Raw genomic sequence first — 21,147 nt, 5'->3', positions numbered from 1 at the left:
AAGCTCAATTTGCGGGTTTTTTATTTATCATAATTTTGGCATAACCACTGAATAAACAGTTGGGCTTCATCAGATATGTTTTTCCTCGGGTCTACAATTGCATAATATTGAAATTGAGGCTGCGCTGTAATATCAAATAGTTGTACGAGTGATCCTTGATTAATGAGTTTATTTACTAGTGATTCTCTAGCTAACGCTATACCCCAGTTATTTTGTGCTGCATGATAAAGTAAAGATAAATCTTCAAAGCGATGTCCTTGTATAGGTTCTTTCCATTCTAAATGTGCTTGCGTAAACCAAGGTGACCAAGGCTCTAAATAGCTCCTTAAAAGGTCACAGTTTTTAAGATCCCTAGGTGAACGAATATTCTTTATTTTTACATAATAAGGCGATGCAACTGGGAAAATAGTATCTCGGCTAATCTGATAACTTTGCATACCAGGGTAGATTCCAGTTCCATATCTAATATCAAAATCAACTTTGCTAATTTCATAATCAAGCTGTGATTTTGCAATTTCTATAGCAATCTCAATATCTGGATACTGTTCTAAAAAGTCTTTTAAACGAGGAAGTAAATAAATATTTGCGAAAGTAGGAGGAGACGATAGCGTAACTGTTTTTTGATGAGGGTTATTCGAGTTAATTTTATTAAGACTATCTAGTGAATGTAGGGCTTTTTTTACTGACTGATAATAGGATGCACCTGTAGCACTTAAATTTAACTTGCGTGTAGTTCGCTCAAATAAAACAGTATTAAGTAATTTTTCTAAGGTCTGAATCCGATGTGAAATTGTACTACGGGTAACATTAAGTTCATCAGCTGCTTTGGAAAATGATGAATGCCTAACTACAGCTTCAAAAGCATAAATAAGATGAAGAGGAGGAATCCTTCCTGGCATAAATTGTCCAATCCTATTCAACAATGTGTCTTTTAAATATCACAGATTGTCAAAAATAAAAAGACTATGATGAATTCAATCAGACATTTTAATATCTGATAGCACTAGCAAAATATAAAGACATTATGGACTCAGCCAGCTACTAGAAAGGAAGCAAACAGTGAACACATCTTATATTCTTCAATTGCATCCGAATGATAATATTGCAATTGCCAAAAGCCCTTTGATATCACGCACACCGATTACAGAAGAGATTGCTACTTTAGAAGATATCCCTGCTGCCCATAAAGTCGCACTAAAAGATATTTTCAAAGGTGAAGCTGTATTACGTTATGGTCAGATTATTGGTTTTGCTACCCAGAATATTCTAGCGGGTCAGCATGTTCATATACAAAATTTGGCCATAGCTGATTTTGATCGTGACTACGCGTTTGGAGAAAATGTAATTCCAATAGCAACTGCGCTGCAGCCTCGAAATTTTTTAGGAATTAAACGTGCAGATGGACGTGTAGCTACTCGGAATTATGTGGGAGTAATCAGTACAGTCAACTGTTCAGCAACAGTGGTAAAAAAAGTTGCTCAGTATTTTGACCACCCAGAAATCATAGACAATTATCCTAACGTAGATGGCGTAGTAGCATTATCACATAGTTTTGGTTGTTGTATTGATCATCATGGTGAAGGGCTCAAGCAATTACGTCGTACTATTGCAGGTTATATGGAGCATCCTAACTTTGCAGCGGTAGTAATCATAGGATTAGGGTGTGAAGCCAATCAGTTGAAACCACTTCTTCAATCAAAAAATCCAGCATATGCTAGTAAAATAAAATCACTGGTTATGCAGGAAGAAGGGGGGACACAAAAAACTATTGATAAGGCGATTGCGTTAGTGCAAGAAATTTTACCTGAAGCAAATCAAGTGAGCCGAGAGCCGCTACCATTATCTCATTTATGTGTCGCTCTGCAGTGCGGTGGCTCCGATGGATACTCTGGAATTACTGCTAATCCTGCCCTAGGTGTAGCTGTTGATCATTTGGTTGCACATGGCGGTACAGCAATCTTATCGGAAACTCCAGAAATTTACGGTGCAGAACATCTATTAACACGTCGGGCGGTGAATAATGAAGTAGGTCATAAATTAGTAGAGTTGATTCATTCTTGGGAAGCTTATGCTGATCGTGAAAAAGGTAGTATTGATAATAATCCTACTCCTGGAAATAAGGCGGGCGGTCTTACTACTATTCTAGAGAAGTCACTGGGTGCGGTAGCAAAAAGTGGTTCAACACCATTAAAAGGTGTGTATCGTTATGCGGAAACTATTGACACACAAGGCTTGGTATTCATGGATGCACCAGGTTATGACCCTATGGGAGCTACTGGCCAAATTGCCGGTGGGGCAAATTTAGTTGCCTTCACGACAGGACGTGGTTCTTGTTTTGGTGCTAAACCTTCACCCTCAATCAAAATTGCAACGAATACTGCTATGTATGATCGGATGCTAGATGATATGGATATTAATTGTGGAAATATTATGGACGGAACATCAAATGTGGCAGAAAAAGGTCAAGAAATTTTTGAAATGTTTATTCGTGTAGCCTCGGGTGAGAAAAGTAAAAGTGAAGCGTTAGGAATTGGTGGAGAAGAATTTGTACCTTGGATGATCGGTGCACAAATGTAAAAAGGAAATTGCTCAATAAGAGTAATGGTTTTGATCTCCACAGCCGCAATAAATATCTTTCTATTTTAAAAAATAGTTTCAAAATAATTAAGATCAGTATTGCTTTATCAAAACCATAACTCTTCAGGATGGAATTCGAGGGAGTTTTTAAAATGGAAATTAAAAAATTTATAGATAAAGTACCTGGTGGAATGATGCTAATTCCACTTTTAATTGGTGCAACAATTCATACATTTGCACCAGATACTGCTGAATATTTTGGTTCATTTACTAAGGGAATTATTACAGGGGCTGTACCAATTTTAGGAGTCTGGACTTTCTGCTTAGGGGCTTCTATTAATGTTCGTGCTACTGCCACTGTCGTCAGAAAAGCAGGAGCCGTTATCGGTGCAAAATTATTTATTGCCTGGATGTTAGCTCTAGTTTTAGGTTCTCTCATGCAGCCAGATGAAATGTTGAATACTCCGCTATTTGCGGGTTTTTCTATTTTAGCTATAGTGGTTGCATTTGATATGACCAATGCTGGTCTTTACTCTTCATTAACGTCAGAATATGGAACTAAAGAAGAGGCAGCAGCAGGCGCACTCATTGGAATTGAGTCTGGCCCTTTATTTACTATGCTTATTTTAGGTTCAGCTGGTGTTGCTTCTTTTCATCCTGCCGCTCTAGTAGGAGTGGTTCTACCATTTTTGTGTGGTTTCTTATTAGGCAATCTAGATGAAAAAATGAGAGACTTTTTTGCTCCTGCAGCGAAAGTAATGATTCCATTTTTTGGTTTTGCTCTGGGTAATAGTATTAATTTTGGACTAATTCTAGAAACTGGATTACCTGGAATTATTCTAGGTGTTACTGTTGTCTTGATTTCGGCTCTCTTTTTAATACCAGCAGATATATTTTTGGCCAAAGGTAATGGTACAGCAGGAATAGCAGCATCTAGTACAGCAGGTTCTGCAGCCGCTACACCAATGCTTATTGCTCAGGTAGCCCCACAATTTGAGGTTGTGGCACCAGCAGCAACTACTTTAATTGCAGCCTGCGTAGTTATTTCAGCAATTATCGTGCCTTTACTTACATCTTTATGGGTTAAAAAGTTTGCTTATAAAATTGATGATATAAGAGCTAAAAAAACTGAGTTTAAAGCAGAATTTTCCAAAATTACAGATACCTAAAATCTTAAATAATAAGAAAAACCCGCAAGTTCGATTTGCGGGTTTTTTATTTTCTAAATTGAAAAAGTTCAATCTAGCCAGTAATGCTGGAAATTAAGCTGCCATTTTGCGGCATTCTTCAGCACAGCGACGGCAAGCTTCTGCACATTGCTGGCAATGATCATCCTCATGATGGCCACATTCTTCTACACAATAATCGCAAGCTTTAGCACATAGCTCGCAAATCTCTTTCATAAATGGAGATTGCTTTTGTTGCATGCGGGCGCAGAGCTGACACAGATCAGCACAGTCCAGACAGCGCTGAATACATTCCCGCATCATTTCTAAATCTTCTTCTTTCAGGCAGGCACTGGCACAGTTGGTACAGGCCAGCGAGCAAGTCATACATGCGCGGACACAATCTGAAAATTGAATCTCGTTCATTTTCTTCTCCTTTTTGCAGCTATAGCAATCGCTTGTTTTTTAATACGCTAAGCAGAAAAGGAAAAATACACTAGGCAGTTTGAGTGAGAAAAAGTAATCTAATTACCGATTTTGTTAAAAGCTGTATTTCTAAAAAATTTAATTCAAAGCATCTCTCCTGATATTGCCAAAATAGGATGATTGAAGATTTAAAAATAAAACCATTGAGGTGGTCATTCCTCAATGGCGGAAAATCTACATGATGAGTCGTTATTGTCGAAGGCTTAAATAACCTTTCTCTTTATTATATTTTTATGGAGATTAAAATGGACGACTACCTGCCAAGCTGATCCGTTTTAATAAACGGCGTTGATCAGCGGGGAAAGGACGGCGTGAATGTAGAGTAACCTGATTATCCCAGAACACGATATCGCCTGCTTCCCAATTGTGCTCATAAGCGAATTCAGGTTTTAAGACATGTTCACGTAATTTTGCAATCAGTTCACTGCCTGCCTGATCGTCATAATTCACCAGCTCAACTTCGGTATGGGTATTTAACCAAAGCGCTTTACGCCAGATTCAGGATGGGTACGTACCAGTGGGTGCGGGTAGGCGTGACCTAAAATTGGCTCATCTTTAAAGCGATACCTTGGCATATTACCCGCATAAGCATTACCACCTTTATTGCTTTGGAAGCGCACAAATGGATTATAGGTAATGAGCTGTAACTGGTAGGGGTGTCCACTGGTGATCGGCATGCGGTGCAAGTTCACCATGGCCGGTGTAATCCCCTTGACCGACTGCATTGGAAACTGGTACGACATCAGATGGGGGGCCCGTATCGGTTTTAGAAGCTAGCACTGGCGTGTCAGCATCTGGACGGAAGATTGAACCGAAATAGGTGGCAAAGGCAAGATACTGTAGATCATCCAGACTTTGGTTTCTAAAGATCAGGATCAAGTGTTCGGCCAGAGCTTGCTTCAGACGCAGGATGATTTCACCAGATTGGGCTTTGCGGGCATCGAGGCCATAAACCACTGCGCCTAGCGCTTGATCTGCCTGCGGAACAATTTTAATTTCATCAGTATTCTGGAACTGATCTTGCTGATGCCAGCGTGGTGCATCGTGAATGGCTTGTGAAAGTTGGGTCAAGCTTGTCATTGGAAAGTCTCTGAATTTTCTTGTTGTAGAAAATCTAAAAAAATCCAGAGCAAAAATAAAATCACAAGAATTGCTAAACTTATGAAAATTCGGATAAAAATATCTAAATGATTGAATTGAAATCTTTTAATTAATATGGCAAAACAAAGTCCTAAAGCTGCTGAAAAATGTCAAATATTTGACAATCAGTGTGCGCAAAAAGCCTGGTTAAAGTACTCAAACAGTTCTGGAGTCTGGCTCCAGAGCAATAGAGAAATAGCGAGGAGAAGTACCATCGCTACCGCAATGGAAAGCTTGAGCAGAAAAGTGGAATCAGTCATGTACAATTTGCTCCTCATTTACCCATAAGTGCACCAGTACGCCAAAAATACTTAAGGCAATCGACAGCATCCATACTGCATTATAGTTACCACTCATGTCATGGTTTACACCGCCGAGCCAGCCGCCAAAGAATGAACCGACCTGATGGGTAAAGAATACAATCCCGCTGAGCATGGTCAGATATTTCACGCCAAACATATTGGCAACAATACCATTGGTGAGCGGTACGGTAGAAAGCCATAATAATCCCATGATGACACCAAACGCATAGACCGTCCAGGTGCTTAAAGGCAGCATCAGAAAGGCGATAATCGCAATCCCGCGCAGACCGTATAAGCCCATTAGCAGACGTGGTTTGGAATACTTTCCACCGAGCCAGCCAGCCGTATAGGTACCGACAACATTAAACAGGCCCACCAGCGCCAGGAAAATCGTGCCAGTTGTAGCATTGAACCCATGATCAATCAGATAACCCGGCAGGTGAATCCCGATAAAGACCACCTGAAAGCCACAGACAAAAAAGCCCATCGCCAGAAACCAGAATGGCTTATGGTTTTTGACTACCACTAAAATCTCTTTAAAGCTTAGTGAAACTTTATTCGGTGTAGGAGTCGCATTCGGATCGACATACATCGGGGCTTTTAGCATCCAAGCCAAAGGTACAATCAAAGCGATTAAAATTGCGCTGACAACAAGTGCTGCTGACCAGCCGACATTCTGTAAAAGTAACAGCGTTGAAGGCAGCATAATAAACTGGCCGAAGGAGCCTGCTGCACTGGCAATCCCCATTGCCAGACTGCGTTTTTCAGGTGGTGCAGCTCGTCCAACCGCAGACAATAAAACCGGGAAAGAAGTCGCAGACAAAGCCAGACCTAAAATCAGTCCGACGCTGAGATTCAATAGTAATCCGGTTGAACTGACAGCCATCAATAACAGACCAAGCGCATATAAGGCACCGCCAACGGCAACGACAATCTTGCTGCCATATTTGTCAGCGAAGGCACCAGTAATGGGCTGAACAGCACCCCAGATCAGGTTCTGCATGGCAATGGCTAAACTAAAGACATTATGACCCCAGCCAAATTCTTCACTCATTGGCACCAGATACAGGCCAAATGCATGACGAATCCCCAAAGATAAGGCCAGAATAATGGCAGCGCCAATCAGCATAAAAATCAGGGTTCTGGAAAATTGACTGTCAGCCATAAGTCATTCATGCATATAAAGTTGATAGGTATAGTATTCGATTCAACCTAGAGAGGCGATAAAATAAAAATTAATCAAACGATAAATTTTTTTTATAGCTGTATAGAACGTCAGAAAATAAAACAACGGCCGTAGCCGTTGTTCTGGAATTTTGAGGTTTGAATAGAAATTGTAATTGATTAGAAACGCATCCCGAATCCTGCATAGGCCAGAATTGGATTGACTTCAATATCGGCTTTGGAGGTAATTAATTCACCCAAACTATCATCAGAAACAGTAATAGTGGTTTCATTTTTCAGATGAGCATAAGATACAGAACCTACCGCGAACCAAGTATGATTAAAATCATAGGTGAAACCGACGGTGGCTATCGGAGCGAATGCATCGGTTGCTTCAAGATCTACTGTAGGATTGGCATTGCTCGGTTTACCTTCCAGTGAAGCTCCGGCATTGCCTTCTTTGATATTGGCAATCATATGACCGGCTGCAATCAAATCCTGTTCAGTACGCGGGTTAATCTCCAATTCATTAAAGTAAGCGTACATTATCCCTAAGCCGACATAAGGGCGAAACTTATTAACTCCGGTTTTTCCAAAATGATATTGTAATTCAAAGGCAGGCGTCCAAGCACGTGCTGACGCTGCAGGACCATGAGCTTCTAAATCAGTAATAAAAATATCATTTTGCAGATCGATATTTAGAAATTCTAAAGGCAAACTACCGATTTGAGGTGTAGCGATCGCAGCGAAAGGAGCATAAATTTTTCCTTTGCCTTGTAAGTCCACTTTGGGTGGAATGCCGGCTTTCATTTCAAGTGATACGTGATCGGTAAAAAAGTAATTACTTAAAATCCCAAGGGTAGTGACATCATCTGCTTCCAGACCGGTGCCCGGATTATTCCACTCCTCCAACCCTTGAATTCGTGAACTACCGCTGAGTCCACTACCTAATTCACCACCGGTAAAAAAACCCAGAAATTCTAATGCTGCTGCAAGACCCTCTTGGTCAACATTAGAATTCAAGTTATTCAATACAGTATCGACTTGAATAGTACCATTTCTGGCAACTTCACCATTTTTTACAGCAGTATTAACTTGAAAAGGCTGAGCTTTTCCTTGTGGCATGACATGCAGTGCACCAACTGAAACGGAAAATCGCTTAAAGCCATCGCCATCCTGTAGGCTGAAATATGGGGATTCTGCATGTGCAAGCAGGGGTAGTGTGGCTAGACCTGCCATGCATACCATGATTGTCTTCATTGTTCAGAGGACTCCTTGTCCGTGCTAGTTATTTTTTTTTCTATTGGACAATTTAGTTAAATCTCACCAATTTACACAGTTACAGAACGAGTAGTAAAAAGTTAACAGAAAGTAAAAAATGCCAAAATTTGTATAAATTGTATTAATAAAATATATTTTTATGTAAAAATTATCATGAATAGTGAAGATAAATAGGATGTTAATTTTTATAAAATTTTCAATTTTATTGAAGTAATAGAATAATAAGTGGGTAACATTTTTATCATTAATCTAAGTTTTAAATAATGATTTAAGCTTTCTGTTCCGGACGTGATATATACAAGAAATCAGCAAATTTTCCGCTTAAAACTTACTAGAAAAAGCTTTAATAAATTTAACTAACCGATGGTACACTGCAGATAGAGTTTTTTTGTACAATAGCCGCATAAATTATTGAGTATTGCGCATGAGCTCCCAAAATTCTCCCAAGAAAAAGCCACTGGTTAATTTACCGTTTCCATTAAAACAGGCAGAACAATCTGCTTCAGATGAAGTTCTGGAACATCTGCGACCTAAACCGCAACGTTATGCTGATCGGACCTGGATGCCACCTCGTGGTACACGCCGTTCAATGGGCAAACGTTAATAAATAAAAAAGCCATGAAGTTCATGGCTTTTTTATGAGTAAAATTTGAGATTTTCTTAGCGAACTGTTTTACGCGCCTTATTTTCAGGTTTTGGCGGGGCAATCTCACGATCGCCTTTCCAGACATCAATAAAGTCTTTTTCATTGATATTATAAAGTTCCAGTAGCGCCAGAATTACGGCACCAAACAGCATGGAACCTTCAGAATTATTCTGAAAGTCAAAAATCTTGCCATTCAGGTTATGCAGAATATCTTCAATCTCGAATACACGATCACGACCATTGCTATCGACCGGATAAATCTGAGTATTGAGCAGAATCTTGGCCAGACTCTTTTCATTATCGGTCAGTGCCAGAACATCAATCAGCTCATCTGTCGCCGGAGTAAAAATCACTGAATCCCGGAAGATGGTATGCAGGAATTGCGACGTAATATTTGGAAGCGCTTTTTCTACAAAAGGCCGGAAAGATTGTGGAAAAATGACATTGTGGGAAATGCCTTTGAACATAGGAGCAATTTCTTCAACTTTATAGCCTGCAATGCCACAACCAACCGAAGTAATAAAATATTTAATTTTAGGATGGTTCTTGGTGTAAATCTTGAAGTCATCAATATAGTGCTGGATCTGTGAGAGAGGCATCTGTTGCAAATGCTCATTCATAGTCGGAATGGCATAACTTTGACCTGCCCAGCCACGACCAACCCCCATAACCGCCCCAAAATGCTCATAAGCTGTTCGAGCTGCACCTCCGGCATGTTGTCCAGCCAAGTTGCTTCCGAAAACAAATACCGTATTTTCTGGCAGAGATTTAACAATACTTTCATCGTGATAATGGTAAGTCATGGCTTTTTTATTCGATGTCCTGATTAGCTTCATGTTGCCTTTGAACGCTATAAGGGTCAAGGTGAAATTAATTTTTATTACATCATCAGATAAAGCAGAACTTTATACAGAAATTTTGGCTAAATATTGAATAAGCCAGAATAAGGTAAGGAACCGAATCAAAACTTATACTGATTCAATTTTGATAGAAAAGATTAGAACTAAAATGGTTTTAGGCTACGAAAGCATAATATTTCACTCGATTTATTTTACTAAACAGAAACCTGGATAGGGATTGAGTAATTCAATTTTACCCCCATAATAAATTGAGTCGATATCCGCAGTGAAATTATTAAAGCTATGAGTGATAAACAACCCTTTGAACTGGTGACTAATTATCAACCTGCTGGCGATCAGCCACAGGCCATTGAAAAGCTGGTCAAGGGTATAGAAAAAGGCTATCACGATCAGCTTTTGCTGGGGGTTACCGGTTCAGGTAAAACCTATACTATGGCCAATGTCATCGCCCGTACCCAGCGTCCGACTATTGTCATGGCCCATAACAAAACGCTGGCTGCACAGCTTTATGGCGAATTTAAAGCATTTTTCCCGAATAATGCGGTTGAATATTTCGTCAGTTATTATGACTACTATCAGCCAGAAGCCTATGTGCCATCTTCAGATACCTTTATCGAGAAAGATGCGGCGATTAATGACCACATTGACCAGATGCGTCTTTCGGCCACTCGTGCACTTTTAGAACGACGTGACGCGATTATTGTTGCTTCGGTGTCTGCAATTTATGGTCTGGGTGATCCGAATGCTTATATGAGCATGCTGCTGCATGTGGTGGAAGGGGATCGCATTGGTCGTGATGATATTATCCGTCGTCTGGTCGAAATGCAGTATTCACGTAATGAACTGGAATTCCTGCGTGGTACCTATCGTATCCGTGGTGAGATCATTGATATTTTCCCAGCCGAATCGGATCAGGATGCCATCCGGATTGAACTGTTTGATGATGAAGTCGACTCCATTCGCTGGTTTGATCCTTTAACCGGGAAAATGATCCGTAAAGTGCCGCGTGTCACGATCTATCCTAAAAGTCACTATGTAACACCTAAAGACAATCTGGCTCGCGCGATTGAAACGATTCGAGATGAGTTAAAAGAACGTCTGGTCTTTTTCCGTGAAAATGACAAGTTGCTGGAAGCTCAGCGGATCGAGCAGCGTACCCGTTATGATCTGGAAATGATGCAGCAGCTCGGTTATACCAACGGGATCGAAAACTATTCACGTCATTTATCGGGTCGTCCGGCAGGCGAAGCACCGCCGACGCTTTTTGATTATGTACCTGATGATGCCTTGCTGATTATTGATGAATCGCACGTGACTGTTCCACAAATTGGAGCCATGTACAAAGGTGACCGTTCCCGTAAAGAAAATCTGGTGAATTATGGTTTTCGCTTGCCAAGTGCGCTGGATAACCGTCCGATGAAATTTGAGGAATGGGAACGTATTGTACCGACGACCGTGTACGTCAGTGCCACACCTGCAAGATATGAACTGGAAAAATCTGAACAGGTGGTCGAGCAGGTGGTTCGTCCAACCGGTCTGATTGATCCGGAAATTGAAATCCGTCCAGTCCTGACTCAGGTCGATGATGTACTGTCTGAAATCAATATCCGTAAGGAAATGAATGAGCGTGTGCTGGTGACGACCTTGACCAAGCGCATGGCAGAAGACCTGACATCCTATTTAAAAGAATATGGAATCAAGGTTGCCTATTTGCATTCCGATATTGATACCGTTGAGCGTGTGAAGATTATTCATGAGCTACGTACCGGTGTGTATGATGTTCTGGTCGGCATTAACCTGCTGCGTGAAGGTCTGGATATGCCAGAAGTTTCACTGGTTGCAATCCTGGATGCGGATAAAGAAGGTTTTCTGCGTTCAGAGCGTTCATTGATCCAGACCATTGGTCGTGCAGCGCGTAACTTGAAAGGTAAAGCGATTTTATATGCAGATCGCATCACTGATTCAATGCAAAAAGCCATTGATGAGACTGAACGCCGTCGTGCCAAACAGATTCAGTTCAATGAAGAGCATGGTATTACACCACGTAGTGCAGTACGTCAGGTGATTAAGGAAATTGATACGGGTGAAGTGCTAGATGATGAAACTATTGAGCTGAAAGCTTCGGATCAGGCCCGTGCGATCAGTGCAGATGAACGCCATATCATGGCCGATCCAAAGATGTTCGCGAAGCATATCAATAAACTGGAGAAAGAAATGCTCAAGGCTTCAAAAGAGTTACAATTTGAGCAGGCTGCACGTATACGGGATGAAATTTTACGTTTAAAAGCGCAGATGTTAAGTTAGGTCTGTGTGTAAATTACAGATTTAAATTACGTAAAATCAATCACAAACCTAACACAATGCTACAAAGTATGTCTGCGGATGTCGCTATTGTAAGTACGAAATATTCATGTTGAAAATTTTGTCCTGATCAAATAGGTATCGTATGACAACTAAAAATAATCTCCCTCATGCGGGATTGAAACTTGCAAAAATTGCAGTGGGTGGTGCAGTTCTACTTGGACTCGGGGCTGCAACTATGGCTTATGCCAAGAACGATTCTTTACCCACTGTAGAGAAAGTTGAACTGGACCGTTATTTGGGCACCTGGTATGAAGTGGCTCGTAAACCACTTACATTCCAGAACAAGTGTGATCGCGATGTTACAGCGACGTATACATTAAATGAAAATGGTAACGTTAATGTAGATAACCGCTGTATCCAGAAAAATGGTCAGGTGACCCAATCAGTGGGTGAGGCATACATTCAGAATGCACCTTATAACACCAAGCTCAAAGTAAGTTTCTTACCAGAGTTTATTCGCTGGTTGCCAGTGGGCCGTGGCGATTATTGGGTATTGAAACTGGATGATAATTATCAAACCGTACTGGTAGGCGAGCCTAAACGTAAATATATGTGGGTATTGTCACGTGATCCTCAACTTGATCAGAACGTGGTGAATGAATACCTGCAATATGCGCAATCTGTGGGTTATGATTTGAGTGATGTGATACATACCAAACAGACCCAACAGGCAAGAAAATAAAAGGTCAATCTGGTTATGTATAAAAAACCCTGCTTCGGCATGGTTTTTTTTTAATCCATTTCTTTTTTGAATTATATATTTTGCCTTGCTATTACCTTTGGTCAGATGAATCTTCAAGCTTTATTTTAGACTAATCGTTATAATGTGCTGGAATGATCTTGGGTTTGAAGCATGTATAAAGGTATTGCATTATCGGTATTGGCATCAGTGGTATTTGGTGTTCTTTATATATTCACGCCATTGTTGCAGCCTTTAGACAGTGAACAGACCTTTGCTTGGCGGATGCTGGCGACCATTCCATTTTTGACTGCGTTCATGTGGTGGTCAGGCGATTTGATTCATATCACTCATATTTTTAAACGCATTCTCAAACAGCCTGCTTTTCTGATCTGGTTGATCATCAGTTCCCTGTTATGTACGACACAGTTGTGGCTCTTTTTATGGGGACCAATTAATGGCCGCGGTTTACAGGTATCCCTGGGATATTTCCTGTTGCCTTTAGTCATGGTCTTGGTCGGATGTGTGCTCTATAAAGAGAAGTTGTCACGCTGGCAAATGGCAGCAGTCGCACTGGCCATATTAGGTGTAGGACATGAAATCTGGAGGATCGGTTCGATCGCGTGGGAAACGGTGTATGTAGCACTGGCATATCCGCTGTATTTCTTTATGCGCCGTAAATTCCAGACGGATCATTTGGGCGGTTTCTGGTGGGACCTTTTCATCATTCTGCCTGTCGCGATTTATCTGGGCTTTATTCATAGCGATTCCATGCAATTAATTCTTAATGCACAGCATTTGATTTTTGCGGTATTGGGTCTAGGCTTTTTAAGTGCGTTAGGATTGGGAAGCTATATTCTGGCGAGTCGCTATTTGCCTTTTGTCATCTTTGGGTTATTGAGCTATTTAGAACCAGTACTTTTGGCTTTTGCGTCTATGGCATTAGGGGAGCGGGTTGAAGCTGGCGAATGGCTGACTTATCTTCCGATCTGGCTGGCCGTCGTATTGTTGGTGATTGAAGGTATACTACACATTATTGAACAACGAAAAAGACGATTGGCACTAGCACAAAATTTAGAGCGTTATCAGAAACGTTTAGATTCTTGAATGATAAATTTGACTGAATAAACAACATTTAACAAAAATCTGGTTTTTACAGGGAATAGAGGAACTTTCAAATTTTAAATGCAAAATCATCTGACTAATTACAATTATTTTCAAAATTTATAGTGAATATATCGGATTTTCGGCCAGAGTTAATCAGCTTTTGATTCAAACTTGCGGCCAATTCCATTACAATTATCGGGTTTTGAAATTTATGCTTAGATTTACAATTAATTAGAGGACGTATCTGTGAGCAAAGACACTATCGTTGCCCTCCATGCAGAGCACCAAGGTCGTTGGAAAAACCGTGAAGAACTTGCGGAACGTATGATTGCCCTAGTAGGTCAGTTATATCGTGAAAAAAATATCGTAGCTACAGTTTATGGTCGCTCTTTAATTAACCGTTCTGTAATTCAGATCCTTAAAGCGCATCGTCGTACTCGCGTATTAGACGTTGAGCTTTCTGTTGTAGACACTTTCCCAATCCTTGAAGCATTGGCAAAAGTGGAAAACATCGGTACTGCTGAAATTGATCTAGGCAAACTTGCTGTTGAATTCAAAGCGAAAGGTGGTGATGTTAACGCATTCGTTGCTGATGCTGTGAAATCACTTGAAGGCAATGCAACTTCTGTTGAAGGTAAAGACGTTGTTCTTTACGGTTTCGGTCGTATCGGTCGTATCCTTGCCCGTTTGATGATCAGCCAGTCAGGTCTAGGCCGTGGCTTGAACCTGAAAGCAATCGTAGTTCGTAAATCATCTGACGGTGACCTTGAAAAACGTGCGTCTTTATTACGTCGTGACTCAATCCATGGTCCATTCGCGGGTACGATTTCTGTAGATGAAGAAAACGAAGCAATTATTGCAAACGGTCAGTTCATCAAAGTGATCTATGCATCTAATCCATCTGAAGTGGATTACACTGTATACGGTATCGAAAATGCATTAGTGATCGATAACACTGGTAAATGGCGTGATGCTGAAGGTCTTGCTCAACACCTTAAATGCCCAGGCGCTGCTCGTGTAATTCTGACTGCACCTGGTAAAGGTGACATGAAGAACGTTGTATTTGGTGTGAACCAGGCTGACATCCTTGATGAAGATCAAATCATCTCTGCTGCAAGCTGTACAACCAATGCGATCACTCCAACATTGAAAGTGTTAAACGACAAATACACAGTGATCAATGGTCACGTTGAAACAGTTCACTCGTTCACAAACGACCAGAACCTGATCGACAACTACCATAAAGCGGATCGTCGTGGCCGTGCTGCAACATTGAACATGGTCATCACTGAAACTGGTGCTGCTAAAGCAGTTGCGAAAGCACTTCCTGCACTGAAAGGCAAGTTGACTGGTAACTCTGTACGCGTTCCTACACCAAACGTATCTCTTGCGATCCTGAACCTGACTTTAGATAAAGAAGTTGATCGTGATGAAGTGAATGAATACATTCGCCAAATCTCAATCAATTCTAACCTTCAAGGTCAAATCGGTTATACAAACTCTACTGAAGTTGTATCTTCTGACTTTATCGGTTCGCGTACTGCAGGTGTATTCGACGCTCAAGCGACAATCACTTCAGGCAACCGTTTAACTTGCTACGTTTGGTATGATAACGAAGTAGGTTATAGCTGCCAGGTACTTCGCATTGCTGAGCAAATGGGCGGCGTAAGCTATCCAAAAGTTCCTGCTGAAACAAATGCATAATTTGTAGAAGTGATCTAAAAAAGAGTCTCTTTTGAGGCTCTTTTTTATTGTGGAAGATAAAGGCGGCAAATCAGCTTTATAAAACCATTGCATTAATTGATGGAAAATTCACCTTGATGTGCCTATTTGAATCTGTTAGCTTACAAATGGTAAGTACATTAAAAATAGTAAGTAAGAACTAAAAACTGTGATCAAGAAAGGAACTCTTTAATGACCAAATATGCAATCAGTCCATTACTGGGACAAGTGCTATCTAATGAATGTCCATCCCGTGAAATACTGGAACATCTCACCAATAAATGGTCAGTGCTGGTATTGCGCTGTTTAAGTGAGGGCGTACATCGCTTTAGTGAGTTGAAACAGCGAATTGAAGGGGTCAGTGAAAAGATGCTGGCACAAACCTTAAAAATGCTGGAACAAGATGGTTTTATTTTAAGAACGGTATATCCGGTTGTACCCCCTAAAGTGGAATATCAATTGACCATTACCGGTTCGCAAGCGGCAGAAAAAATAAATTATTTGATTGGCTGGGTAGAGCGGAGTTTGCCAGAGATTTTGGAAAATAAAGAGCGTGTTGCTAAATAAAACTTAAATTGCTTTTGGGGAAGCAATAAATGGATAAATCAGAAAATTTAGTTGCTCGATTATTGGCAGTGTACGCAATTATCCTAACTTTATGCATCGCTATTTATGCGATCTTTCAACTTTTAGAAGTTGATCTCACTTTAGCGACTAATCTTTTACTTTGGTCAGCTGCAATCTTTGCTCCAATAGCCGTATTAATGACTTATACAAGCTGGAGAGAGCAGAAAGGGAGTGAAATTCTATCTAGTATGTCTAAAGATAATTATGCATCTTTGCTTGAATTAGAGAATCATTTGATAGATGTAGCAAATAGCGTGAAATATCAATTTAGATCATGGCAATTAAGTGAAAATAGAGAAAAACTTTTTAATAACCAGTATCTTTTTGAAATTGAAAAATCGAATGTTTTCACTCAAAAAGAATCTGGATATGATAGTTCGGTATCAAAAGGAAAATATAGAATTAAAGACATTGGTAAATAATTTTAATTCTGAATGTGAGTTGGTGAATGAAGGGTATAAAAGAACTCTGTGATCATATTGGAACATATGGTAATGATGATACTTACTTTAAAGCTAATTATTTAAAATATGAAAATGATCTTGATATGACAGTAGGTGAAGCTAATAAATCGAATCAAGAGCTTAGAAATTAGCTCATCAACCTTGTTTTTTATAAAACTTAATAAGACAGTTTCTAATTTTCTTTTGGATTACAAATAAGTTATTTTTTCAAAATCAACTCAATCAAAGAGTAAAACACAATCAAGAAAATTAAGCTTAAAGCAGTAAATCACTTCAACTATAAGAAAAGACCTAACTCAAATCTAAGCCAAGTACAAATATTTTGTTGATCTTTATTTTGTATAAGTTCCTCACAATAATTTCTTGATAAATCGTCAATCTGTATCAGCTTTTTGCTTGAATAATATAAAATAATCTTAAATTGGGTCTTCTTCATGGAAAGCCCAATAAATATAGTCGAGAAATGCTTTAAAATATGGCAGAATAGGCGGTTTTTAAAGTTTTTAGAGGATTGGCATTATGCGCTTTGTTGATGAAGCAGTCATTACCGTAGAGGCTGGCGACGGTGGCAATGGCGTAGCCAGTTTTCGCCGTGAAAAGTTCGTACCATTTGGTGGTCCAGATGGTGGTGATGGTGGTCGTGGCGGCAGCATTTATATTCAGGCTGACGACGACACGAGTACCCTTGTAGATTATCGTTATACCCGTAAATTTCGCGCTGAACGTGGTAAAAACGGTGCTGGCGCAAACTGTGCTGGTCGTGGTGGCGAATCAGTTATTTTAAAAGTTCCTGTGGGAACAACTATCGTCGATTCAGAATCTGGCGATATTATTGGAGATCTGGTTGAAGACGGCCAGAAAGTATTAGTGGCACATGGCGGCCAAGGTGGTTTGGGTAATACCCACTTCAAATCATCAACCAACCGTTCTCCGCGTAAATGTACGCATGGTACCAAAGGCGAATTCCGTGAAATCCGTCTTGAGCTGAAAGTGCTGGCTGATGTTGGCTTGCTCGGTATGCCGAACGCAGGTAAATCAACCTTTATTCGTGCAGTCTCCGCAGCAAAACCAAAAGTGGCGGATTATCCATTTACAACCATGGTGCCTAACCTGGGTGTAGTGGATGCGGATCGTCACCGTTCATTTGTAATGGCGGATATTCCAGGTCTGATCGAAGGTGCGGCAGAAGGTGCAGGTCTCGGGATTCGCTTCCTGAAACATTTGGCACGTACCCGTATTCTGCTTCACATTGTAGATGTTCAACCGATTGACGGTTCAGATCCAGCTTACAATGCCAAAGCGATTTTGAATGAGTTGCAAAAATTCTCCCCAACGCTTTCAAAATTACCAGTGGTATTGGTTCTAAACAAGGTCGATCAGCTTGCTGTAGAAACTCGTGACGAATGGTGTAACCACATTCTTGAAGAATTACAGTGGGAAGGCCCTGTCTTTAAAACTTCTGGCTTAACGGCAGAAGGGACGAAAGACGTTGTGTACTACCTGATGGATCAAATCGAACAGCAACGCGAACGTGAAGTTGAAGATCCAGAATATGCAGCAGAAATGAAAGCATTCCGTGATCAGCTGGAAGCTGAAACACGTGAACAAACGATTGCTGCGAAAGAAGCTTATCGTGAAATGCGTCGCGCTCAACGTCTGGGTGGCGATGACTTTGATGATGAAGATGATGACGACAGCGACGTAGAAGTATATTACGTACGTTAATCTTTTAAAGATAAGTCTGAGGACAAGATGATAGAAGTGGTAGATGGGCAACGTCAGCTCAAGGGTTGTAAACGAATCGTTGTTAAAATCGGATCATCTTTACTCACAGCAAACGGGCAAGGTTTAGATTTAGATGCCATCTCGCACTGGGCGGGACAAATCGCGGATCTATACAATGCCGGACACGAGATTATTCTCGTTTCTTCCGGAGCTGTGGCTGAAGGTATGGTTCGAATGAAACTTGAGAATCGACCCACCGATCTACCCAGTCTTCAGGCTTGTGCTGCCATTGGTCAAATGGGTTTAATCCAGACCTGGTCAAGTGTGCTGGAAAAACACAGCATTCAAACCGCTCAGGTATTATTGACTCATGATGATCTGGCAGACCGTCGTCGCTATCTCAACTCTTGTGATGCTTTGCAACACCTGATTGACTGGCATGTGATTCCAGTCATTAATGAAAATGACACGGTTTCTACTGACGAAATCCGTTTCGGTGATAACGATACCTTAGCTGCGATGGTCGCAGGTCAAGTTCATGCAGATCTGCTGATTATCCTGACTGATCAGGAAGGCATGTTTGACTCGGATCCACGTTCTAATCCGGATGCCAAACTGTTTCATACCGTGCGTGCCATGGATGAAAGCCTGTTTGATATGGCAGGCGGCGGCGGAAAATTTGGTCGTGGCGGTATGCTGACCAAAGTCCGTGCTGCACGTCTGGCTGCAAAATCTGGTTGTCCAACGCTGATCGCTAGTGGTGATAGCGACAATGTTTTATCGCGCCTAATGGCAGGTGAAATGTTGGGTACACTTTTTATCACTGATGATGATCGCATGACTGCACATCAGCAATGGTTAGCAGCGCATCTGCAAACTGCAGGTCGTTTGGTGATTGATGATGGTGCGGTTAAAGCCATCAAAGAAAATCACCGTAGCTTGTTGCCTGTCGGTGTCAAAGCGGTAGAAGGACATTTTGACCGTGGTGATGTAGTGGAATGTGTCGATCGACAAGGTCACCGTATTGCTGTAGGACGTGTCAACTTCAGTTCGCGTTCAGCGGAAATTGTCAAAGGTCTGGCATCAGATAAAGTGCATCAGGTCTTGGGTGAAGCACGTTCTTTAGAGATGATTCACCGCAATCATATGGCGATTTACTAAATCTTCGGTCTATAAAAAAATCCCGCTTTCGAGCGGGATTTTTTTATGACATTTGGATTAAGTTTATTTAATCCATCCCATTCGAATAAAAGGCTTAAACAGGAATTGATGAATACTGAAAATAAAGCTCATGATTTTATTCTCATATTTCCACCAGAGCGGTAAGCCGGCAAGATTGACTGCTAAAGCAATCAGGAATGCTCCCACCATATCAATCGGAAAATGTACACCCACATAAACCCGTGACCAGGCTACCAGCCAAGCAGTCCAGAGCAGGATTCGTCCCAAATCACGTTGTGCTGAGAAATAATAGGCAAAGGCAATCCCGCTGAAAATACTCATGTGGTTGCTTGGGAATGAACCTGTAGGCGCATGTTCAATCAAAGTTCGGCCAACTTCCATGACAAAAGGGCGAGGTGTGTTTAGAACGGTAGATAATACCTCGCTAATCGACAAGGTAATTGCTGTGAAGATTGCAGCTTTAATAATCCCGGTTTTTACTTCATGACTACCACGCAGCCAGGCAATAGCAAAAATCAGCAGGAATACATACACCAGATCATGCGCTATCAGACTGGCATAGTTAATCATCCAGATCGAGGCTTGGTCAGGTACATTGAGAAGATGAAACAGATACAGGTTCAATTGATCGAGTGACATGAGGAGAGAGGGTTGACACAAATGTCCGTTACTCTAAACCGATCAAAGCTCAATTCATATCTGAGTTTGTATGAATTTGTAGCATTGATTTTTCAGAGAATATTCACATGATAAAAAAACCACTCAAAAGAGTGGTTCTTAAAAGTCCGAGGAATATAATGAAGTCTTATTTAAACTGAATCGCCCCATTCGCGCTGACGGTCATTTGCGATTCACCCGCCGCAACTTCCTGCTCAGGAACCGCCATATCAGCCGATGCAGATTTCATCATGGCCATACGCGGTACTGGCTGTGGTGAATAATTGTTAGTATTCAGGTTTAAGTTCACCAGTTGATAACTCGGTTTGTTCCAGGTCTGCGTGAGTGCCTGTGCGCGTTGCTGGAAGTTTTTGGTGGCTTCAATTATCAGTTCGCTTTCAACTTTTTTACGCTTTTCGTCTGATACTTTAAAGTTAATCGACTGGGTCTGGAAGTGCTGTTGTAATTCGGCAATCAGTTGAGATGTCGCTTTAAAATCTTTCGATTCCAGACGAATTTGGGCACGACCACGCCATTCTTTCAATTTACGGTTGTCATTGTCATAAATAGGGTAAGTACTTTGTGCCCCAGTCTCGATTTTCACAGTTGGATATTTGCGTGCTGTGGCGATCGCCTGATTCATCAGCTGGTTAATTTGAGTGGCCAGTTCAGCTGGTTGTTTGTTGGATTTTTCAATATAAAGCACAGCATGCATTTCATCATTTGAGATTTCACGGCTGGCCTCTGCCGAAAGATTAACAACATTATAATTCAGAGATTCGGCAGGAGCTGCAAATGCGCCTGTGGCGAGGCTACTGGCAAGGATTAAATTGGTAAGTGCTAAGAGACGCATGAAATTGTCCTGTTTTTCTTAAAATTGGCCATCTAGGCCGTTGTTAAAATATTAAATCTCAATTGTGATCTTTTTACGAAATATTTGTCGTAAGAGTGTTAAATTTTCTTTAATTTTATCTCATTATTTAATTTATATTTATTAT

The 21,147-nt window shown here is 40.9% G+C and carries 20 protein-coding genes and 1 pseudogene; 12 read left to right on the top strand and 9 right to left on the bottom strand.

What is annotated here, in order from left to right; all coding sequences use genetic code 11:
- Positions 1–20 precede the first annotated feature (20 nt).
- Positions 21–899 carry a LysR substrate-binding domain-containing protein gene (locus tag B3143_RS11800; RefSeq protein ID WP_034170052.1) on the bottom strand — a complete coding sequence of 293 codons (879 nt, stop codon included), beginning with the start codon at positions 897–899 and terminating at the stop codon, positions 21–23.
- Between the two features lie 160 nt (positions 900–1,059).
- Here B3143_RS11800 and B3143_RS11795 point away from each other — a divergent pair, with 160 nt between their 5' ends.
- Entirely contained in the window at positions 1,060–2,577 is a 1,518-nt protein-coding gene (locus tag B3143_RS11795) for a UxaA family hydrolase (protein ID WP_005234887.1), read from the top strand.
- A gap of 152 nt (positions 2,578–2,729) precedes the next feature.
- Positions 2,730–3,746 carry a 2-keto-3-deoxygluconate permease gene (locus B3143_RS11790; protein ID WP_034170051.1) on the top strand — a complete coding sequence of 339 codons (1,017 nt, stop codon included), beginning with the start codon at positions 2,730–2,732 and terminating at the stop codon, positions 3,744–3,746.
- A gap of 93 nt (positions 3,747–3,839) precedes the next feature.
- On the opposite strand, the gene B3143_RS11785 is transcribed toward B3143_RS11790, so the two are convergent.
- From B3143_RS11785 to B3143_RS11765, 5 genes and pseudogenes are all read right to left on the bottom strand, one after another.
- Entirely contained in the window at positions 3,840–4,169 is a 330-nt protein-coding gene (locus B3143_RS11785; RefSeq protein ID WP_005234894.1) for a four-helix bundle copper-binding protein, read from the bottom strand.
- Positions 4,170–4,469: 300 nt separating this feature from the next.
- A pseudogene (locus B3143_RS11780) lies at positions 4,470–5,309 on the bottom strand (TauD/TfdA dioxygenase family protein).
- Positions 5,310–5,494: 185 nt separating this feature from the next.
- Positions 5,495–5,629 (bottom strand): hypothetical protein, encoded by a 135-nt coding sequence (locus B3143_RS11775; protein ID WP_034170050.1) that lies wholly within the window; start codon positions 5,627–5,629, stop codon positions 5,495–5,497.
- Positions 5,622–6,836, bottom strand: a complete 1,215-nt coding sequence (locus tag B3143_RS11770) for an MFS transporter (protein ID WP_034170049.1) — start codon at positions 6,834–6,836, stop codon at positions 5,622–5,624. Before B3143_RS11770 ends, B3143_RS11775 begins: the two co-directional genes overlap by 8 nt.
- A 179-nt stretch (positions 6,837–7,015) precedes the next feature.
- The gene (locus B3143_RS11765) at positions 7,016–8,095 is read right to left on the bottom strand and encodes an OmpW/AlkL family protein (RefSeq protein ID WP_005234901.1); all 1,080 of its coding nucleotides are present in this window, start codon (positions 8,093–8,095) and stop codon (positions 7,016–7,018) included.
- Positions 8,096–8,540: 445 nt separating this feature from the next.
- Here B3143_RS11765 and B3143_RS11760 point away from each other — a divergent pair, with 445 nt between their 5' ends.
- Positions 8,541–8,720 (top strand): hypothetical protein, encoded by a 180-nt coding sequence (locus B3143_RS11760; RefSeq protein ID WP_005234902.1) that lies wholly within the window; start codon positions 8,541–8,543, stop codon positions 8,718–8,720.
- 56 nt (positions 8,721–8,776) lie between these two features.
- On the opposite strand, the gene B3143_RS11755 is transcribed toward B3143_RS11760, so the two are convergent.
- Positions 8,777–9,565: an A1S_2505 family phage non-structural protein gene (locus B3143_RS11755; protein WP_208462064.1), complete on the bottom strand. Its 789-nt coding sequence runs from the start codon at positions 9,563–9,565 to the stop codon at positions 8,777–8,779.
- A gap of 339 nt (positions 9,566–9,904) precedes the next feature.
- Between B3143_RS11755 and uvrB the strand changes: the two genes are divergently transcribed.
- The 9 genes from uvrB (at position 9,905) to proB (ending at position 19,471) form a co-directional block, all read left to right on the top strand.
- Positions 9,905–11,926, top strand: coding sequence for an excinuclease ABC subunit UvrB (gene uvrB / locus B3143_RS11750; RefSeq protein WP_005234910.1), 2,022 nt, complete (start codon positions 9,905–9,907; stop codon positions 11,924–11,926).
- A 142-nt stretch (positions 11,927–12,068) separates the two neighbouring features.
- The gene (locus B3143_RS11745) at positions 12,069–12,668 is read left to right on the top strand and encodes a lipocalin family protein (protein WP_004782725.1); all 600 of its coding nucleotides are present in this window, start codon (positions 12,069–12,071) and stop codon (positions 12,666–12,668) included.
- Between the two features lie 171 nt (positions 12,669–12,839).
- On the top strand, positions 12,840–13,772 hold the full coding sequence (gene rarD / locus B3143_RS11740) for an EamA family transporter RarD (RefSeq protein ID WP_208462050.1): 933 nt from the start codon (positions 12,840–12,842) through the stop codon (positions 13,770–13,772).
- Positions 13,773–14,018: 246 nt separating this feature from the next.
- Positions 14,019–15,476, top strand: coding sequence for a glyceraldehyde-3-phosphate dehydrogenase (locus B3143_RS11735; protein ID WP_208462051.1), 1,458 nt, complete (start codon positions 14,019–14,021; stop codon positions 15,474–15,476).
- A 210-nt stretch (positions 15,477–15,686) separates the two neighbouring features.
- A complete protein-coding gene (locus B3143_RS11730) occupies positions 15,687–16,061 on the top strand; it encodes a winged helix-turn-helix transcriptional regulator (RefSeq protein ID WP_159123113.1) in 375 nt (124 codons plus the stop codon).
- A gap of 29 nt (positions 16,062–16,090) precedes the next feature.
- Positions 16,091–16,543 (top strand): hypothetical protein, encoded by a 453-nt coding sequence (locus B3143_RS11725; protein ID WP_228301713.1) that lies wholly within the window; start codon positions 16,091–16,093, stop codon positions 16,541–16,543.
- 26 nt (positions 16,544–16,569) lie between these two features.
- The gene (locus B3143_RS11720) at positions 16,570–16,716 is read left to right on the top strand and encodes a hypothetical protein (protein ID WP_214001406.1); all 147 of its coding nucleotides are present in this window, start codon (positions 16,570–16,572) and stop codon (positions 16,714–16,716) included.
- 388 nt (positions 16,717–17,104) lie between these two features.
- Positions 17,105–18,310, top strand: a complete 1,206-nt coding sequence (gene cgtA / locus B3143_RS11715) for an Obg family GTPase CgtA (RefSeq protein WP_208462052.1) — start codon at positions 17,105–17,107, stop codon at positions 18,308–18,310.
- A gap of 27 nt (positions 18,311–18,337) precedes the next feature.
- Positions 18,338–19,471, top strand: a complete 1,134-nt coding sequence (proB, locus tag B3143_RS11710; RefSeq protein ID WP_208462053.1) for a glutamate 5-kinase — start codon at positions 18,338–18,340, stop codon at positions 19,469–19,471.
- A gap of 63 nt (positions 19,472–19,534) precedes the next feature.
- On the opposite strand, the gene B3143_RS11705 is transcribed toward proB, so the two are convergent.
- Together B3143_RS11705 and B3143_RS11700 are read right to left on the bottom strand one after the other, a co-directional pair.
- Complete coding sequence (locus tag B3143_RS11705) at positions 19,535–20,131, bottom strand: phosphatase PAP2 family protein (RefSeq protein ID WP_208462054.1); 597 nt, start codon at positions 20,129–20,131, stop codon at positions 19,535–19,537.
- Positions 20,132–20,297: 166 nt separating this feature from the next.
- Complete coding sequence (locus tag B3143_RS11700; RefSeq protein ID WP_208462055.1) at positions 20,298–21,002, bottom strand: SIMPL domain-containing protein; 705 nt, start codon at positions 21,000–21,002, stop codon at positions 20,298–20,300.
- Positions 21,003–21,147: the final 145 nt, after the last annotated feature.

It is taken from the genome of Acinetobacter sp. UBA1496, assembly GCF_002324975.1.
Classification (GTDB): Bacteria; Pseudomonadota; Gammaproteobacteria; order Pseudomonadales; family Moraxellaceae; genus Acinetobacter; species Acinetobacter variabilis.
This window is presented reverse-complemented; position numbering and strand designations above follow the sequence as displayed.

Bases quoted from the DNA above. Each gene is read 5' to 3' on its own strand.
- B3143_RS11800 (WP_034170052.1), bottom strand. From the start codon at position 899: ATGCCAGGAAGGATTCCTCCTCTTCATCTTATTTATGCTTTTGAAGCT.
- B3143_RS11790 (WP_034170051.1), top strand. From the start codon at position 2,730: ATGGAAATTAAAAAATTTATAGATAAAGTACCTGGTGGAATGATGCTA.
- B3143_RS11785 (WP_005234894.1), bottom strand. From the start codon at position 4,169: ATGAACGAGATTCAATTTTCAGATTGTGTCCGCGCATGTATGACTTGC.
- B3143_RS11775 (WP_034170050.1), bottom strand. From the start codon at position 5,629: ATGACTGATTCCACTTTTCTGCTCAAGCTTTCCATTGCGGTAGCGATG.
- B3143_RS11770 (WP_034170049.1), bottom strand. From the start codon at position 6,836: ATGGCTGACAGTCAATTTTCCAGAACCCTGATTTTTATGCTGATTGGC.
- B3143_RS11765 (WP_005234901.1), bottom strand. From the start codon at position 8,095: ATGAAGACAATCATGGTATGCATGGCAGGTCTAGCCACACTACCCCTG.
- B3143_RS11760 (WP_005234902.1), top strand. From the start codon at position 8,541: ATGAGCTCCCAAAATTCTCCCAAGAAAAAGCCACTGGTTAATTTACCG.
- B3143_RS11755 (WP_208462064.1), bottom strand. From the start codon at position 9,565: ATGACTTACCATTATCACGATGAAAGTATTGTTAAATCTCTGCCAGAA.
- uvrB (WP_005234910.1), top strand. From the start codon at position 9,905: ATGAGTGATAAACAACCCTTTGAACTGGTGACTAATTATCAACCTGCT.
- B3143_RS11745 (WP_004782725.1), top strand. From the start codon at position 12,069: ATGACAACTAAAAATAATCTCCCTCATGCGGGATTGAAACTTGCAAAA.
- rarD (WP_208462050.1), top strand. From the start codon at position 12,840: ATGTATAAAGGTATTGCATTATCGGTATTGGCATCAGTGGTATTTGGT.
- B3143_RS11730 (WP_159123113.1), top strand. From the start codon at position 15,687: ATGACCAAATATGCAATCAGTCCATTACTGGGACAAGTGCTATCTAAT.
- B3143_RS11725 (WP_228301713.1), top strand. From the start codon at position 16,091: ATGGATAAATCAGAAAATTTAGTTGCTCGATTATTGGCAGTGTACGCA.
- B3143_RS11720 (WP_214001406.1), top strand. From the start codon at position 16,570: ATGAAGGGTATAAAAGAACTCTGTGATCATATTGGAACATATGGTAAT.
- cgtA (WP_208462052.1), top strand. From the start codon at position 17,105: ATGCGCTTTGTTGATGAAGCAGTCATTACCGTAGAGGCTGGCGACGGT.
- proB (WP_208462053.1), top strand. From the start codon at position 18,338: ATGATAGAAGTGGTAGATGGGCAACGTCAGCTCAAGGGTTGTAAACGA.
- B3143_RS11705 (WP_208462054.1), bottom strand. From the start codon at position 20,131: ATGTCACTCGATCAATTGAACCTGTATCTGTTTCATCTTCTCAATGTA.
- B3143_RS11700 (WP_208462055.1), bottom strand. From the start codon at position 21,002: ATGCGTCTCTTAGCACTTACCAATTTAATCCTTGCCAGTAGCCTCGCC.